This window comes from Kribbella caucasensis (assembly GCF_004361855.1).
Classification (GTDB): Bacteria; Actinomycetota; Actinomycetes; order Propionibacteriales; family Kribbellaceae; genus Kribbella; species Kribbella caucasensis.
Map to the genome: position 1 here is coordinate 414,040 of NZ_SNWQ01000002.1, position 16,670 is coordinate 430,709.

General features: G+C 68.4%; 16 protein-coding genes. 14 read left to right on the forward strand and 2 right to left on the reverse strand.

What is annotated here, in order from left to right; translation table 11 throughout:
* Nucleotides 1–132 precede the first annotated feature (132 nt).
* Nucleotides 133–1,035 carry a sensor histidine kinase gene (locus EV643_RS06020; protein ID WP_133798953.1) on the reverse strand — a complete coding sequence of 301 codons (903 nt, stop codon included), beginning with the start codon at nt 1,033–1,035 and terminating at the stop codon, nt 133–135.
* Between the two features lie 66 nt (nt 1,036–1,101).
* Nucleotides 1,102–1,545, reverse strand: coding sequence for a methylmalonyl-CoA epimerase (gene mce / locus EV643_RS06025; protein WP_133798954.1), 444 nt, complete (start codon nt 1,543–1,545; stop codon nt 1,102–1,104).
* Nucleotides 1,546–1,613: 68 nt separating this feature from the next.
* On the opposite strand from mce, the gene EV643_RS06030 reads away from it, so the two are divergent.
* The 14 genes from EV643_RS06030 (at nt 1,614) to EV643_RS06090 (ending at nt 16,653) form a co-directional block, all read left to right on the forward strand.
* Complete coding sequence (locus EV643_RS06030) at nt 1,614–2,465, forward strand: SDR family NAD(P)-dependent oxidoreductase (RefSeq protein WP_133798955.1); 852 nt, start codon at nt 1,614–1,616, stop codon at nt 2,463–2,465.
* On the forward strand, nt 2,465–3,913 hold the full coding sequence (locus tag EV643_RS06035) for an AMP-binding protein (RefSeq protein ID WP_133798956.1): 1,449 nt from the start codon (nt 2,465–2,467) through the stop codon (nt 3,911–3,913). The genes EV643_RS06030 and EV643_RS06035 overlap by 1 nt, the downstream gene beginning before the upstream one ends.
* A gap of 43 nt (nt 3,914–3,956) precedes the next feature.
* Nucleotides 3,957–5,174 carry an acetyl-CoA C-acetyltransferase gene (locus EV643_RS06040; RefSeq protein ID WP_133798957.1) on the forward strand — a complete coding sequence of 406 codons (1,218 nt, stop codon included), beginning with the start codon at nt 3,957–3,959 and terminating at the stop codon, nt 5,172–5,174.
* Between the two features lie 21 nt (nt 5,175–5,195).
* On the forward strand, nt 5,196–6,155 hold the full coding sequence (gene meaB, locus EV643_RS06045; protein ID WP_133798958.1) for a methylmalonyl Co-A mutase-associated GTPase MeaB: 960 nt from the start codon (nt 5,196–5,198) through the stop codon (nt 6,153–6,155).
* A 242-nt stretch (nt 6,156–6,397) separates the two neighbouring features.
* Nucleotides 6,398–6,556: a hypothetical protein gene (locus tag EV643_RS44025; protein WP_166665331.1), complete on the forward strand. Its 159-nt coding sequence runs from the start codon at nt 6,398–6,400 to the stop codon at nt 6,554–6,556.
* An 89-nt stretch (nt 6,557–6,645) separates the two neighbouring features.
* Nucleotides 6,646–7,368 (forward strand): PH domain-containing protein, encoded by a 723-nt coding sequence (locus tag EV643_RS06050; RefSeq protein WP_133798959.1) that lies wholly within the window; start codon nt 6,646–6,648, stop codon nt 7,366–7,368.
* A 57-nt stretch (nt 7,369–7,425) separates the two neighbouring features.
* Entirely contained in the window at nt 7,426–7,929 is a 504-nt protein-coding gene (locus EV643_RS06055) for a MarR family winged helix-turn-helix transcriptional regulator (protein ID WP_133798960.1), read from the forward strand.
* A 189-nt stretch (nt 7,930–8,118) separates the two neighbouring features.
* Nucleotides 8,119–9,717 carry a peptide ABC transporter substrate-binding protein gene (locus tag EV643_RS06060; RefSeq protein WP_133798961.1) on the forward strand — a complete coding sequence of 533 codons (1,599 nt, stop codon included), beginning with the start codon at nt 8,119–8,121 and terminating at the stop codon, nt 9,715–9,717.
* Nucleotides 9,717–11,099, forward strand: coding sequence for a M14 family zinc carboxypeptidase (locus EV643_RS06065; protein WP_133798962.1), 1,383 nt, complete (start codon nt 9,717–9,719; stop codon nt 11,097–11,099). The genes EV643_RS06060 and EV643_RS06065 overlap by 1 nt, the downstream gene beginning before the upstream one ends.
* On the forward strand, nt 11,093–12,019 hold the full coding sequence (locus EV643_RS06070; protein WP_133798963.1) for an ABC transporter permease: 927 nt from the start codon (nt 11,093–11,095) through the stop codon (nt 12,017–12,019). Before EV643_RS06065 ends, EV643_RS06070 begins: the two co-directional genes overlap by 7 nt.
* Nucleotides 12,012–12,905, forward strand: a complete 894-nt coding sequence (locus tag EV643_RS06075) for an ABC transporter permease (RefSeq protein ID WP_133798964.1) — start codon at nt 12,012–12,014, stop codon at nt 12,903–12,905. The genes EV643_RS06070 and EV643_RS06075 overlap by 8 nt, the downstream gene beginning before the upstream one ends.
* Complete coding sequence (locus tag EV643_RS06080; RefSeq protein ID WP_133798965.1) at nt 12,906–14,405, forward strand: serine hydrolase domain-containing protein; 1,500 nt, start codon at nt 12,906–12,908, stop codon at nt 14,403–14,405.
* A gap of 110 nt (nt 14,406–14,515) precedes the next feature.
* On the forward strand, nt 14,516–15,019 hold the full coding sequence (locus EV643_RS06085) for a GbsR/MarR family transcriptional regulator (RefSeq protein WP_133798966.1): 504 nt from the start codon (nt 14,516–14,518) through the stop codon (nt 15,017–15,019).
* Nucleotides 15,016–16,653, forward strand: coding sequence for a dipeptide ABC transporter ATP-binding protein (locus EV643_RS06090; RefSeq protein ID WP_133798967.1), 1,638 nt, complete (start codon nt 15,016–15,018; stop codon nt 16,651–16,653). Before EV643_RS06085 ends, EV643_RS06090 begins: the two co-directional genes overlap by 4 nt.
* The last annotated feature ends 17 nt before the right edge of the window (nt 16,654–16,670 follow it).

A 16,670-nucleotide genomic window follows, 5' to 3' on the forward strand; every position in this document is an offset into this window, starting at 1 on the left:
CGGTGAGCGGAACTTACCGTCGAGTATGCCCGCGTGGCTGTGCCTTGTGACACAGTTCGGGGCCGGTGAGACGACCGTCACTTTTCCAGTCCACCGAAGCTACTGGTCTTATGCCGTGGTTGGCCTTCGATGTCAACGTGACCAGGTGTGCAGGCGGACCTCGGTGAAGTCGTCGCCGGACCTCAGCTGGACCAGGTCGCAGAGCTGGTTGGCCAGCCAGACCCCGCGACCGCCGAGCCGGTCGACCGGAGGCAGGACGCGTCCGACCAGCAGGTCGTCGATCCGCCCGTGGTCGGCGACGTCGCAGATCAGCGCGCCGTCTTCGAGCCACCAGGAAGCCGTACCGCGTCCTCCGCCGAAGCGGACGCTGTTCGTGCAGATCTCGTGCAGCGCCAACTCCAGATCGTCGGCCCGGTCGTTGGACAGCCCCGCAGCCCGCGCCGCCGCGTTCGCACGGCGCCGTACGTCGCCCAGCTCGGCGAGCCCGAACTCCATCCGCTCCGCGTGATCCGGTACGCCGGGCAGCGGCGTACGGAACGTTGTCTCGGCGTCCGCCCGGGCTGCATCGCCGGAGGTGTGCGACTCGACCTCGACCGCCGCCGCATACGAGCACAGGAGCCGGAACGAGTCGGCGTCCTGGAACGCCACGTCCTGGAGGAGCTCATGCAGCACGACCTCGGTCAGCTCGGCCTTGGTCCGCCCCTGGTATGCCGGTTCGGCGAGCCCGCGCATCGGGATGCCAGGGGCCTGGTCGAGCAGCTTGCGCCAGAGCGGGATCAGCCGGGCCGGGTTGCGGCCGAGCTGGGCGATGTCGAGGAAGACCACGTGGGCCGCCGCGCCGCCGAGCTCCTTGCGCAGGATGCTGTTCCAGCTCTCGGGCAGGGCGGCCACGACCGTCTCACCGGCGGCCAGTCCGTCGTGGAGGTACGGCGCCGCCTGGCGAACGAAGTCCTCGTCGCTGGTGTAGACGAAGGCGTCGTGCTGGAACCTGGCAGGCAGTTGGTGCGGAGCATCGGTGGCGCTCTCGATCAGCACCCCAACAGATTAGCTCCGCACTCACACGTTGTGACCAGTTTCGGCGAGTTTTGCCAATATTGTTACTCAGTGTGAGTGGGCGGGTTCGACGAGTTCCACCAGAACGCCGCCCGCGGACTTCGGGTGGATGAAGTTCACCCGGGAGCCGGCCGTGCCGCGCCGCGGCTCGTCGTACAGCAACACCACACCGCGGTCGCGCAGGATCGCGGACACCTCGTCGAGGTCGCGGACCCGGTAGGCCAGCTGCTGGATGCCGGGGCCGGATCGGTCGAGGAACTTCGCGATCGGGGAGTCGTCAGACAGCGGCGCGAGCAACTGGATCGACGAACCGGAACCGCCGACCGAGAGCATCGCCTCCCGAACGCCCTGCTCCTCGTTGGTCTCCTCGTGGTCGACCGTCATCCCGAACGTCTCGGCGTAGAACCGGACCGCCTCGTCGAAATCAGCCACGGCGATGCCGACGTGGTCGATCGCCTCGAAAAGGGTCTTGGTGGCGGTCAAGTGGTCCATGCCGCCAGAGTGGCCCAACCTGTTGTTGGACGCCATGGAAAGTGGCCGATGCGACACTGGTTGATTCCATGAACGTGACGAACGACATCTACCGGCTGCTGCTCGGGCCGTCCTGGTCGCGAGTCGCCTCGGCACGGCTGGAGGCGGCCGTGGGTGACCGCGTCGTCCTGGTCACCGGTGCGTCGTCCGGGATCGGCGCCCGTACTGCGGAACTGCTGGCTGGTGCCGGCGCGAACGTACTGCTCGCCGCCCGGCGGGTTGACGAGTTGACCGTTGTCGCCGACCGGATCATGGCGGCCGGCGGGCGGGCGTCGGCGTACCGGGTCGATCTGGCCGAGCCGGCGGAGGTGGACCGGCTGGTCGAGGAGGTGCTCGCGGATCACGGCCGGGTCGATGTGGTCGTGAACAACGCGGGCAAGTCGATCCGGCGATCGCTGGCCGACACCGCCGATCGGTTCCACGACGTGACCCGGACGAACGCGGTCAACTACCTCGGTCCGGTGCGGCTGGTGTCGGGATTGCTGCCGCAGATGCGGGCGCGGGGCGGCGGTCACGTCGTCAATGTGAGCTCGTTGACGGTGGATCTGCCGTCGGCGCATTGGGCCGTCTACACGGCTTCCAAGGCGGCGTTCGAAGCTTGGTTGCGGTGTGTGGCGCCGGAGATCCGGGTGGACGGGGTGGCGACGACGTCGATCCATTTTCCCTTGGTACACACGGCGATGAGCGCGCCGACGTACAGCACGAGGCTGCCCGGGTTGACGGTGGACGGGGCGGCGGAGGTGATCGGGCGGGCGCTCGTGTACCGGCCGCGGGTGCTGATCCCGTGGTGGGTGCGGCTGGCCGGGCTGGTCGCGGATGTTGCCCAAGGCCCCTATGAGGCGGGCCAGGCCCGGGTACTGCGGATCACCGGGAGGACGTGATGCGGGGCCGGTCGCTTGGTGTCGGCGCGATCGGGTCGCCGCGGCTGCTTGGGGACGGGGCGATCGGGCTGGCGCGGCTGCTTCGTGGGGTCCCGGTCTGGCGGCCTCGGGTCGTCCGGATCCTTCAGCGGGACGGGCTCACGTTGGCCGCGCTGGTGGCGATTGCGGCGGCCCGTCGGCCTGATGAGGTCGCGCTGCTCGACGACGACGGGCCGCTCACGTACGCCGAACTCGAGCAACTCGTCGCCTCCCATGCGGGGGAGTTGCCGCCAGACCTGGGGCGCGTCGAGATCCGGGAGCCCAACCATCGGTCGTTCGTCATCGCCGTGGCGGCCGCGCTGCGGCGGAACGCCGATGTGGTGCTGCTCGATCCGCGGTCACCTCCTGTCGACGTATCAGGCGGGCGGCGGGGGAGACGCGGGCAGATCGTGTTGATGACGTCCGGGAGCACTGGTTCGGCGAAGGGGGTCGAACGTGGTGGGGTGCGGTCAGCGCAGGGGATTCCGATCACGACTATGGTGCGGTTGTTGCCGATCTCGGCCGGAGTTCCATTGGTGGTGACGCCACCGTTGTTCCACGGGTTCGGGCTGGGGTTTCTTGCGTTGGGGCTGGCTTTCGGGATGCCCGTGGTGTTGCGGCGCCGACTGGATCCGGCCGAGATCGCGGATTTCGTGCGGGCTCACCCGGGCTGCCTGCTGGTCGGCGTACCGCCTGTGCTCGCTCGGATCGAACGGGCCGGCGCACCGGCTGAGCCGGGTGCTGTCGTCAGCGGAGCAGGGTCGCTTCATCCGGCTGTGGCGGCGCGGTTGAGTTCGTCGTACGGGCCGGTGGTCTTCAATCTCTACGGATCGAGTGAGGACGGCTGGTCGACGATCGCGACGCCGGCCGACCTGGCCGAGGCGCCCGGCACGATCGGTCGACCCGCGGCCGGTGTGCGCGTCGCGGTACTGGACGAGAGCGGAAAACCCTTGCGGGCTGGGGAGATCGGGCATCTCTGCGTCGCGAGCCGGCTGGAGTTCGCGCAGTACGCCGGTGGTGGTGGGCGCGCGCGGCTCGGCGGGATGGCGGACTCGGGGGACCTGGGGCACTACGACACGGCCGGGCGGTTCTTCGTGGACGGGCGGGCCGACGACATGGTGGTGACCGGCGGCGAGAACGTGTTCCCGACCGAGGTGGAGGACGTGCTGCTCGGGCATCCCGCGGTCGCCGAGGTGATGGTCGACGGCGTGCCCGACGAGGAGTACGGCGCCCGGTTGGAGGCGTTCGTCGTACGGCGGCCTTCGGGCGAAGCTGCTTTGCGGGCGGAGGACGTGCCTCCTTTGCGGGCGGAGGAGTTGATCGCCTACGCGCGGACGCGGTTGGTGCCGGCCAAGGTGCCGCGGATCGTGCACTTCGTGGCGGCCCTGCCGATGACGCCGACGGGCAAACCCCGCCGACGTGTGACCTGATCGACAGGGGCGTACCAGTGCTGTCGCAGGTATCGTGACAGACATGTCTGACGCCACTCGTAGCTCGCAGAACGAAACCGTCATAGTCGCCGGTGCGCGGACCCCGATCGGGCGGCTGCTGGGTGGCCTCAAGGGCTTCTCCGGCGCCGACCTCGGTGGCTTCGCGATCAAGGGCGCACTGGAGAAGGCCGGGGTCTCGCCGGACCAGGTCGAGTACGTGATCATGGGCCAGGTGCTGCAGGCCGGGGCGGGCCAGATCGCCGCCCGGCAGGCCGCGGTCAAGGCCGGCATCCCGATGTCGGTGCCCGCGATCACGATCAACAAGGTCTGCCTGTCCGGGCTGAACGCGATCGCCCTCGCCTCCCAGCTGATCCGCGCCGGCGAGTACGACGTGGTCGTGGCCGGCGGGATGGAGTCGATGACGAACGCGCCGCACCTGCTGCCGAAGTCGCGCGAGGGATTCAAGTACGGCGATGTCACGCTGGTCGACTCGATGGCGTACGACGGGTTGTGGGACGCGTTCACCGACCAGGCGATGGGGTCGCTCACCGAGCAGGCGAACACCGACCGGGAGAAGCTGAGCCGCGAGGAGCAGGACGAGTTCAGCGCCCGGTCGCACCAGCGGGCCGCGGCCGGCTGGAAGAACGGCGTCTTCGCCGACGAAGTGGTCCCGGTCGAGGTACCGCAGCGCAAGGGCGACCCGCTCGTGGTCGACGCCGACGAAGGTGTCCGCGCCGACACCACTGCCGAATCGCTGGCCAAGCTGCGTCCGGCGTTCGGCAAGGAGGGCACGATCACGGCCGGCTCCGCCTCGCAGATCTCCGACGGCGGGTGTGCCGTAGTCGTGATGAGCAAGGCGAAGGCCGAGGAGCTCGGGCTGACCTGGCTCGCCGAGATCGGCGCGCACGGCTCGGTCGCCGGACCGGACTCGTCGCTGCAGAGCCAGCCGGCCAACGCGATCGCCAAGGCCTGCGCGAAGGAGGGCATCGACCCGTCGGTGCTGGACCTGGTCGAGATCAACGAGGCGTTCGCGGCCGTCGGGATCGCCAGCGCGCGTGAGCTGAAGATCGATGAGGACAAGGTGAACGTCAACGGCGGCGCGATCGCGCTCGGCCACCCGATCGGCATGTCCGGCGCCCGCGTCGTGCTGCACCTCGCGCTGGAGCTGCAGCGGCGTGGCGGCGGGGTCGGTGCGGCCGCGCTGTGCGGTGGTGGTGGCCAGGGCGACGCGCTGATCGTCCGGGTACCGGCCGCCGGCTGACGGCGAGCCGATACTGACCTGATGCCACGAAGTACCGCCGCCCCCGTCGCCGAACTCGTCGAGCGCGCCCGGTCCGGGGAGCCCCGGGCCGTCGCGCGGCTCATCTCGCTGGTCGAGGACGCTTCGCCCCGGCTCCGTGAGGTGATGGCCGCGCTGGCGCCGCATGCGGGTCAGGCGCACATCGTCGGCATCACGGGGTCGCCGGGGGTGGGGAAGTCCACGTCCACGTCGGCGCTCGTCACGGCGTACCGGAAGGCTGGGAAGCGCGTTGGGGTGCTCGCGGTCGATCCGTCGTCGCCGTTCTCGGGTGGCGCGTTGCTGGGCGACCGGGTGCGGATGCAGGACCACGCGACCGATGCCGGGGTGTTCATCCGGTCGATGGCGTCGCGGGGTCATCTCGGTGGGCTGGCGTGGTCGACTCCGCAGGCGTTGCGGGTGCTCGACGCGGCCGGGTTCGACGTCGTCCTGGTGGAGACGGTCGGCGTCGGGCAGTCCGAGGTGGAGATCGCAGGGATGGCCGACACGACGGTGATTTTGCTCGCGCCGGGGATGGGCGACGGGATCCAGGCGGCGAAGGCGGGCATCCTCGAGGTTGGCGACATTTACGTTGTGAACAAGGCGGATCGCGACGGCGTGCAGAACGTCACCCGCGATCTGCGGGCGATGCTCGCACTGGCCGAACGGTCCCCCGACGCGTGGTCGCCGCCGATCCTGAAGACCGTGGCGAGTCGTGGTGAAGGCGTCGACGAAGTGGTCGCGGCGATCGATGATCGGCTCGCCTGGATGCGTGCCAACAGCGTACTGGAGGAGCGGCGCAGGAGCCGGGCCCGGGACGAGATCGAGGCGATCGCGATGACAGCCCTGCGGGCGCGGTTCGCCCATCTGCACGGGGACGCGCGACTCGACGTACTGGCGGCCAAGGTGGCGGCCGGCGGGACCGATCCGTACTCGGCCGCGGACGAGCTGATCGACGCCCTTTGATACGTTTGATTACGGACCGCTGCGACAGCTGAACACTCTCTGTCACATCGGTGCTCGTCGGCCCTGGAGCGATGTTCGTCTCACGGCGGCGCGCCGCTGGGTGCCGTGCCCCTCGATCCGTTACAGAATGGGTCTTGTAGCTGGTGGGCATCGTGCTGTGGGCTGTGTTCAATCAGTGACAATTGGTGACCGTCCGTGATACAACACAGTCGACCGAATGGTTGCGAGCGAGGAGTGGTGACATGCCGAAGAAGTTGCTGATCTGGTCAGTGATCGCCTTTGCCGGCTTCTATCTGTTCACTCAGCCGACGAATGCGGCGAACGCGGTGGGCGGTGCGTTTTCGGCCGTCGGTTCCGCGTTCGGGAGCGTAATCACCTTCCTGACCGCGCTGTTCAACTGAGCTTCGCGTCAAGTGTCCCGCACCGCGCCGCCGTGCGGGACACTTGCTCGTAGAGGTCGTGACAGCGGGGTGAACAGGGGAGTGAGTGGATGGCCGGAATAGGCCTGTTCCGGATCTTCGACCCGAAGGTCCGGCGCCATCTGATCTCGGACGAGGGCGAGGTCGTCATCGACGAGGTGCGGCACCACTGGGTGGTGTTCACCGTGCCGATGCTCGAGGTCGTCCTGGCCGCGGCGCTGCTGGCGACGATGCTCTGGATGTCGCTCAGTGGCGCGGGCGTGCTGCTGGCGATCGTGCTGGTGCTGCTGACGCACGCGTTCTGGCAGTTCCTCACCCAGCACCGGGACCGGTTCGTCGTCACCAACATGCGGGTGATGCGGATCCGCGGCGTCTTCTCCCAGACCGTCGCGACCACCCCGATCGCCCGGATCCTCGATATCACCCTGGTCAAACCGATCAATGGCCGGATCCTCGGCTACGGCCACTTCATCTTCGAGTCCGCCGCGCAGGATCAGGGCTTCCGCGAGATCAAGTTCGTCAGCCGCCCCGACGACCGTGACCTGACCATCCAGCGCGTCATCCAGCGCACCGGCCTGCGCGCCTCCGCCAGCGTCGACGTGGTCCAGGGCGACGACGACGATTCCGACGACGACGGCACCGGCCCGATCGGGATGGACTCCGCACAGGAGGTCACCACGACCATCTCCACCCGGCCGGCCACCTCCCACACCCAAACCCGCGTCGGCGGCAGCTCCAAGTCCATCTTCAACAGCGAACGCGCCAACTGGACCGACCCGGACCACGACGACTGACCCGTGGGGTCAACGCGCCTGTGACGTATTGGGGGGTGTGGCGGATAACCTTCCGGCATGGCGAGGAAGAAACCGCTGCCGTTCGACCCGATCGACGAGGCCTCGCGGCAGTGGGGCCGGCGCTGGGGTGCGGTGGAGCAGATGCGGGCCGTCACCTCGCTGATGCGCGCCCAGCAGATCGTCATCGGTGAACTCGACGACATCCTGAAGAAGCACGGGCTGAGCTTCGCCCGGTTCGAGGCGCTGGTGCTGCTGACGTTCTCGCGGCGGGGGTCGTTGCCGCTGGGGAAGATGGGGGAGCGGTTGCAGGTGCACCCGACGTCGGTGACGTCGATTGTGCGCCGGCTGGAGGCCGCCGGCTTGGTGACGAGGACGCCGCACCCGGACGACGGTCGCGCCGTCCTGTGCGAGATCACGCCCGAAGGCCGCGAACTGGTCGAGCGGGCGACGGCCGATCTGGTCGCCGCCGACTTCGCCCTCCGCGGACTCACCGACGACCAACTCAAGATGCTCTGGTCCGTCCTCGAACCCCTCCGCCAAAACGCCGGCGACTTCGCCTGACCCCACCTGCACCCCGCCCGACCCCGCCGCCGCGCCCACCGCCTCGTCTGGGAGTGCTGTTACGGCCGCGCTAAAAGTTCATTTCCTACTGAAACTTCTGAGGGTTTCCTATTGCGGGGCATCGCGAGAGGCTCCAAGATCGGCAGGGTCGGCCTCGTGGATGGGGCCGCAAAGTCCCCTGGAGGTCCGATGAAACGCCGTGCTGCGCGGTCGGCCGCTGTTCTGCTCGCAGGTGCCCTGACCCTGACCGGCTGCTCCGGTGGTGGTTCCGGCGGGTCGGCCGAGGGCGGTACCAAGTCGATCTCGTACGCCGTGGCGGACCCGGTGACGCTGAACCCGGGCCGGCAGACGATCGCGTTCGCCCAGTCCAAGGTGCTCTTCTCGTCGCTCACCTTCGTCAAGAGCGACGGCACCCTGACCTACCTCAACGCCGAGTCGGTGAAGTCGGCCGATGCCGTGCACTGGACGATCAAGCTGCGTCCCGACTGGACCTTCCACAACGGCGAGAAGGTCACCGCGAACAGCTACGTGAAGGCGTGGAGCACCGTCGCGTACGGCCCGAACGCCTGGGAGAACAGCGGCCAGCTGATCAACATCGCCGGCTACGACGCGCTGAACCCGGCCAAGGGCAAGCCCGCCACCACGACGCTGTCCGGTCTCAAGGTCGTCGACGACCTCACCTTCACGGTCACGCTGAAGAGCCCCGACGGTCAGTTCCCGACCCAGTTGTCGCAGGCGCAGACCGGGTTCTTCCCACTGCCCGAGGCGGCGTACGCCGACTTCGACGGCTTCGCCCACAAGCCGATCGGCAACGGCCCGTTCGAGATGGCCGGCAGCTACGCCGAGAACGAGCCGATGACGGTCAAGGCCTACGGCAACTATCAGGGCCCGAAGCCGACCGTCGACGAGATCGTGTTCAAGCCGTACACCGACATGACCACGGCGTACACCGACGTCCAGGCGAACAACACCGACATCCTGTTCGTCCCGGCGGCCCGGATGGCGCAGGTGAAGCAGGACTTCGGCGACCGGGCCTACGTGTTCGAGGGCCTCGGGATGAGCTACCTCGGCCTGCCGCTGTGGGACAAGCGGTACGCCGACGTCCGGGTCCGGCAGGCGATCTCGATGGCGATCGACCGGCAGGCCGTCAGCAACGTGATCTACGGCGGCATCTGGACCCCGGCCACCGCGCTGACCCCACCAGGCGAGCCCGGTACGCCGGTCGGGTTGTGCGGCGAGCTGTGCACCTTCAACCCCACCAAGGCCAAGCAGCTCCTCGCCGACGCGGGCGGCTTCACCGGCAAGATGGAGATCCGGTACCCCGGCGGCTCCGGCCTCGACGACCTCTACAACGCCTACGCCAACCAGCTCCGGCAGAACCTCGGCATCAAGGACGTCACCGCGACGCCGACCACGGACTTCCCGGAGTTCCAGAAACTGCGCAACGACAAGAACCTGAGCGGCCCGTACTTCTCCCGCTGGGGCGCCCTGTACGCCAGCCAGCAGAACACCCTTCGCTCCTTCTACACCAAGGCCGGCGGCTGCGTGAACTGCATCCCGTACTACACCGACGAGGTGGAGCAGCTGCTCGCCAAGGCGGACGCGCAGGTCGATCCGCAGAAGGCGATCGAGGGCTACGTCGGGGTGCAGAAGGAGATCCTCAAGGACTTCCCGGCACCGCCGATGTTCTTTGAGAAGTACACCTACGCCACGTCGGACCGGATCGCCAAGCTGGCCGAGGGCGCGGGCAGCCTGGAACTCGAGAACACCGCCGTGGCCGAGAGCTGATGGGCAGCACCACACCGACGGCAGGCCCGCTCCAGCAGATCCTGGAGCGGGCCCACCGCGTCCCCGAAGTCGACCACTTCCCCGGCGTCGACGAGATCAACGCAACCCTCGACAACCTGGCCGACCGCCACCCGGACCTCGTGACAACGCGCAGGATCGGTACGTCGAGGCTGGGCGAACCGCTGACCATGTACTCGATCGGCGACGGCCCCGACAACGCACTCGTCTACGCCGGCGTCCACCCGAACGAGCCGATCGGTTTCTGGACCGCGATCCGGCTCGCCGAGGACCTTTGCGCCGATGAGGAACTCCGCAAGTCCTGCCGGTGGAACATCATCGGCTGCATCGACCCGGACGGGACCCGGCTGAACGAGGGCTGGTTCGACGGCCCGTGGGACCGGGTGACCTACACCGCCAACTTCTACCGTCCGGCGCCGGCCGAGCAGGTGGAGTGGTCGTTTCCCTTCCAGCACAAGGCGGCGTACTTCGACGCGGTGATGCCGGAGGCGTTCGCCCTGATGCGGGTGATCGACGAGCTGAAGCCGATCATCGCGGTGTCGCTGCACAACACCGAGCTCGGTGGCGTCTACTACTACGTCACCGAGGAGCTCGACGGGTTCGTCGCCGAGTTGCACGCGATCGCCGCCGACTTCGAGCTGCCGCTGGACCTGGGCGAACCCGAGACGCCGGCCGCGAAACCGCTCGGCCCGGCGGTGTACGAGATGATCTCCGCGAAGGCGACGTACGACTACGCAGAGAGCCTGGGGATGACGCCATACACGGGCTCCGGCGGATCGTCGGCGGAGTACGCGCAACGGCACGGCACGGTGAGTCTGGTCGCCGAGTTGCCGTACTGGACGCATCCCGCGATCGACGATCAGTCGCCGACCGACCTGGCCTACCGCGACGCGCTCACGGCCGCGGCGGACGAGCTGGCCGGGAATCTCGAGGCGCTGATGGAGATCTTCGAGGCGGCCCGGCCGTACCTGTCGGACGACTCGCAACTGGTCCGGGCGACGGCCGCGTTCCTCCCGTACTTGGTCAAACGTCCGCAACGCGACAAGCTCCGGGCGGAACAGGAGGACCCGGAGCGGCGAGCGACGGTCGCGGAGGCGTTCGGGCTGCGCGACGTCACCCGATTGCTCCGGCTCCGGTACGGCGGGATGCTGGTGCGCGCGATCGACGGGGAGATCGCCCGGGGTAGCGCGGCCGCCGGACTGCATCCCCTCGCCAAGCGACTGGGTGCCGTCTATCGCGAATGGCAGGACGAGGCCGCCACGCTCGAGCCCGAGTTGCACCGGGTCCCGATCAACCACCTCGTTGGAGTCCAGTACGCCGCCACTCTCGCCCTTCTCGACGCGGTCAGGCGGAAGGGATGCTGAGATTCACGATCCGCCGGGTGATCGAACTGGTGCTGGTCTTCTTCGGCGTCACGTTCGCGATCTACGCGGCGGTCTGGGCGCTGCCGGGCGACCCGATCTCCAGCCTCGGCGGGGACCAGCCCCTGTCGCCGCAGGTGGTGGAGCGGATTCGGGAGCTCTACCACCTGAACGATCCGCTCTGGTCGCAGTACTTCCGCTACATCGGCAACCTGCTCACCGGTGACCTCGGCGTCGACTTCCGCGGCCGGTCGGTCGCAGAACGGCTGGCGACCCGCTGGCCGGTGACGATCCGGCTGGCGGTGACGGCGTGGATCATCCAGGTCGTGATCGGGGTAGGACTCGGTCTGCTCGCCGGGCTGCGGAAGAACACCTGGATCGACCGGGGCGTGCTGATCATGACGATCCTGGTCGCGTCGGTGCCGATCTTCGTGATGGCGGTGACGGCCCAGCTGGTCTTCGGCGTCAAGCTGTCGCTGGTGCCGATCGCCGGGGTGAACGACGGCTGGCCGCTGTCTTACTTGCTGCCGGCAACGGTGCTGGCGATCTACGGACTGGCCGCGGTCGCCCGGCTGACCCGGGGCAGCGTGGTCGACACGATGAGCTCCGACTTCGTCCGGGCGCTGTGGGCGAAGGGGTTGACCAGGCGGCGCGTGATCGGCATCCACGTGCTGCGCAACTCGTCGATCCCGGTGCTGACTTATCTCGCGATCGACCTCGGCGCGTTACTCGGCGGTGCCGTTGTCACCGAGGGCATCTTCAACCTGCCGGGCGTCGGTCAGCTGTTGTTCGAGTCGATCCGGGTGCACGAAGGCCCGACCGTGGTGGGGATCGCGACGGCGCTGATCCTGATCTTCCTGCTGACCAGTGTGGTGGTCGACCTGCTCAACTCGTTGCTCGACCCGAGGATTCGCCATGACTGACCAAGTACTGGCCCAGGCCGTCGAGGAGGACACGCTGGGCGGTCGCGGGGTCTGGGCGACGGTCCGGAAGCGGGTGCTGTTCTGGGTTCCGCTGGCCGTGCTCGCCGTACTGGTCCTGCTGGCCGCCTTCCCGGGCTGGGTCGGGGGCTGGTTCGGCAGTGACGATCCGCGGGCTTGTGACCTGTCCGCCAGCGCGCGGCCGTCGTCGCCAGGGCATCCGTTCGGCCAGGATCTGCAGGGCTGCGACGTCTACACGAACGTCGTACACGGTGCCCGCGCGTCGTTGGCGGTCGGCCTGTTCTGCACGTTGATCGCGCTGGTCATCGCCGTACTGATCGGCACGCTGGCCGGCTACGTCGGCGGCTGGACCGATTCGGTGCTCGCCCGGCTGACCGATGTCTTCCTCGGGTTCCCGTTCCTGCTCGGCGCGATCGTGGCGCTGAACAGTCTGGGTGATCGGTCGGTGCTGTCGATCTCGCTGGTGCTGGCGTTGTTCTCCTGGCCGACGCTGGCCCGGATGGTCCGTACGACGGTCCGCGCGACCCGCGACGCGGAGTACGTGCAAGCGGCGAAGGCGATGGGGTTCCCGACCCTGCGGATCCTCACCCACTATGTGCTGCCGAACGCGATCGGCCCGGTGCTCGCGGTCGCTACGTTGACCGTCGGCGGCGTGATCGTCGCGGAGTCGACGCTGACCTTCCTCGGTCTGGGCCTGCGACCGCCGTCGATCTCGTGGGGTCTGCAACTCGCCACCGCGCAGTCGCGATTCCAGCAGGCACCGCACACACTGATCTACCCGGGCATCTTCCTCGCCGCGACCGTACTGAGCCTGATCACCCTCGGCGACGTACTCCGCGACGCGGTGAACCCGAAGGGACGCTCCTGAATGACATCCACGATCCATGGCCACGACAGAACGGACGCCGCCTTGACTGTCCCCACCCACCCCGCCGCCCCGGCCGGTTTCGGTCTCACCACCGCCCGAGAAGCCGCTCCCGCGTTGCAAAACTGGCTCGACTACCAGCGTCGCTACCTCAGGACGCCGGGAGTGCAGGCAGCGGTCCGAGTCGGTGACGAACTCGTGCTGTCGATCGCGCTCGGCTACAGCGACGAGGTCGCCGGTACGCCGCTGGGCACGGACCACCTGTTCCGGATCGCGTCGCACTCCAAGACCTTCACCGCGACCTCGATCCTGCAACTCGTCGAGCAGGGCAAGGTCCGGCTGGACGACCCGGTCGACGCCCATATCGCCGAACTCGCCGGCAGCGCACTCGGCCCGGTCACCGTGCGGGAACTGCTCGGCCACCAGGGCGGCGTGATCCGCGACGGCGTGGACAAGGACTACTGGCAGCTGATGGACCCGTTCCCGGACCGGGAGGCGCTGATCGCGCTGTGCCTGGCGAACGGCCGGATCTTCGAACCGAACGAATACTTCAAGTACACCAACATCGGCTACTCCCTGCTCGGCCTGGTGATCGAGGCTGCGAGCGGGCTGTCGTACGGCGACTACGTCGAGGCCAACATCATCGGCCGGCTCGGCCTGACCAACACCGGCGCCGAATGGGACCCGCTGCGCGCCGGTGAGTACGCCGCCGGCCATACCGGTCTGCTCGACGGCAGCGACGTACGTCAGACGATCCCGCACGTCGACACTCGCGCGATGGCCGCGGCCACTGGCTTCTACTCCACCGCCGAGGATCTGACGTCGTACGGCGCCGCGCACTTCTTCGGGGCCGAGCAGCTGCTGACGGATGCGAGCAAGCGGCTGCTGCAGCGGGACGAGAGCCTGATCAATGCCCACGGCAACGAGATCGGACGGTACGGGCTCGGGATGATCATCGGCACGATCGGCGACCGGCGGCTGGTCGGGCACAGCGGTGGGTACCCGGGCCACATCACCCGGACCTTCATCGACCCAGTCGACCAGCTCGTCGTGTCGGTGCTCACCAACTGCATCGGGGGTCCGGCCGAGGCGCTCGCGACCGGCGTCGTGAAGCTGCTCAACCTGGCCGCGCAGCCTCCGGCCGGAACTCAGGTGCCTGCCGATATCGATGCGCGGCGGTTCTGCGGGAACTTCGCGAACCTGATGGGCGTGATCAGCGTTTCGCTGCTCGGCGGGCGGCTGGTCGCGTTCTTCCCGGCGGCGCCGAACCCGGTCGAGAGCTACGAGGAGCTCCAGGTCATCGACGAGAACACGCTGGCCGTCGTACCTGCCGCCGGTTATGGCTCGATCGGCGAGAAGGTGGAGTACAGGTGGGACGCGGACGGGCAGCCGTCGGTCGTCCGGTACGGCGGGAGCTCGCGGTGGCCGGTCGAGGTGTTCCGGGCGCGTCGATCGGCGCAGATCGCGGATGCCGAGGTGCACTCGTTGGCAAGGAGGTCGTGATGCCAGACCGGGGCGGTGGGGCGGGGAAGGAGTCAAGGCCAGACCGGGGCGGTGGGGCGGGGAAGGAGTCAAGGCCAGACCGGGGCGGCGGGGCGGGGAAGGAGTCAAACATGGTTGACGACGATGCGTGGGAGGAGGACTCGCGCCGCGCGGACTTCGTCGAGCAGTTCGCCCTGCTGAGAGAGCTGGCCGGCTCGCCGCGGATGGAGGGGCGGGTGCTCGGCTATCTGATGGTGAGCAACAAACCGTACGTGTCGTCGGCCGAGCTGGCCCGGGCGCTGTCGGCGAGTGCCGGCTCGATCTCGAGTACGACGCGCCGGCTGATCGACCTCGGGTTCGTCGCCCGGCACGCCGTACCGGGGGATCGCAGTCACTACTTCAAGGTCGACGACGACATCTGGGGCAGCTTCCTGGCGGGCGAGCGCCGGTCCCTCGGCAAACAACGGCAGCTCTTCGAGGACATGCTCACTGAGTTGCCCGACGGCATGCCCGGTCCGCGGAAGCGGCTGCGGAACGCGCGCAACTACTTCGAGTGGCTGACGTCGTACCACCGGAAGATGCTGGCCGACTGGCAGGAGTACCGGGACAAGCTCGACGCCGAGGAGGGTGAGTGAGCGACGATGTCTTGCGGTTCGAGGACCTGACGGTCGACTTCCAGGTCGGCGGTACGACGCATCGCGCCGTAGACAAGGTGAGTTTCGCGGTCCGGCCGGGCGAGGTGCTCGCGGTCGTGGGGGAGTCGGGGTCGGGCAAGAGCGTCACTTCGCTGGCCGCGCTCGGGCTGCTGCCGCCGAACGCATCCGTCGGTGGGCGGATCAGCTTTGCCGGTGAGGACGTGCTGGCGATGTCGCGCGCGGAGCTGACCGCGTTGCGGGGGCGGCGGGTCGCGATGATCTTCCAGGATCCGGTCGGCGCGCTCGACCCGGTGTTCTCGATCGGGTATCAGCTGATCGAGATGATCCGGGCGCACCAGCCGTCGCTGTCCCGGGCGGAGGTGCGCTCGCGGGCGATCGAGCTGCTGGAGCTGGTCGGGATCCCCGAGCCCGAGGCCCGGTTGCGCTACTACCCGCATCAGTTGTCGGGCGGTCAGTGCCAGCGGGTGATGATCGCGATCGCCGTGGCCTGTGATCCCGAGCTGCTGATCGCGGACGAGCCGACGACGGCGCTGGACGTGACGGTCCAGCAGGAGGTGCTCGACGTCCTGCTCGCGATGCGGTCGAAGATCTCCGGCTCGATCCTGATCATCACCCACGACATGGGCGTCGTCGCCGATGTGGCGGACCGGGTGGTGGTGATGCGGCAGGGATCCGTGGTGGAGACGGCCGAGGTCCACGATCTCTTCGACCGGCCCTCGCAGCCGTACACAAAGGCGTTGCTGGACGCGGTACCGCGGAGTCGGGGGCGCGACAGTACGGCCTCTGGGGTTGACGGTGGCGTCGTGCCGGCGCTGGCGATCGAGTCGTTGGTGGTCGAGTATCGCGGACGTCGGGGCAAGATCGTTCGCGCTGTCGATGACGTGAACCTGGAGTTGAAGCCGGGGGAGATCACCGGGCTGGTCGGTGAGTCGGGTTCGGGGAAGTCGACGATCGGTAAGTCGGTGCTTGGTCTTGCGCCGATCACGGCGGGTCAGGTGCGTGTCGCCGGGCAGCCGATGACGGCGGGGACGTCCGCAGTACTGCGGGAGGCGCGGTCCCGGATCGGCGTGGTCTTTCAGAATCCGACTGGTTCGTTGAATCCGCGGGCCACGATCGGCCAGTCGATCGGGGAGCCGCTCGCCGTACATCGTGGTGTGCGTGGGGTCGAGCTGCGTGGGCGGGTGGAGGAGCTGCTGGAGAGTGTGGAGCTGCCGAGCGCGTGGTACGGGCGGTATCCGCATGAGTTGTCGGGTGGTCAGCGGCAGCGGGTGTCGATTGCCCGGGCGATCTCGCTGGATCCGGCGCTGCTGATCGCGGACGAGCCGACGTCGGCATTGGATGTGTCGGTGCAGGCGACCGTGCTGGAGCTGTTCCGGTCGGTTCAGGAGCGGTTCGATTTCGCCTGCCTGTTCATAAGCCACGATCTGGCGGTGGTGGATCAGGTCAGCGATCGGGTAGCGGTGATGAGCGGGGGACGGATCGTCGAGCAGGGGGATCGAGAGGCGGTACTACGGGCTCCGCAGGATCCGTACACGGTCCGCTTGCTGGAGGCCGCCCCGGTGCCCGATCCCCGCGAGCAGACCCGCCGCCGAGGGTTGCGGCTGGCCGGCTGAGTTCGGCGGGGAGACCA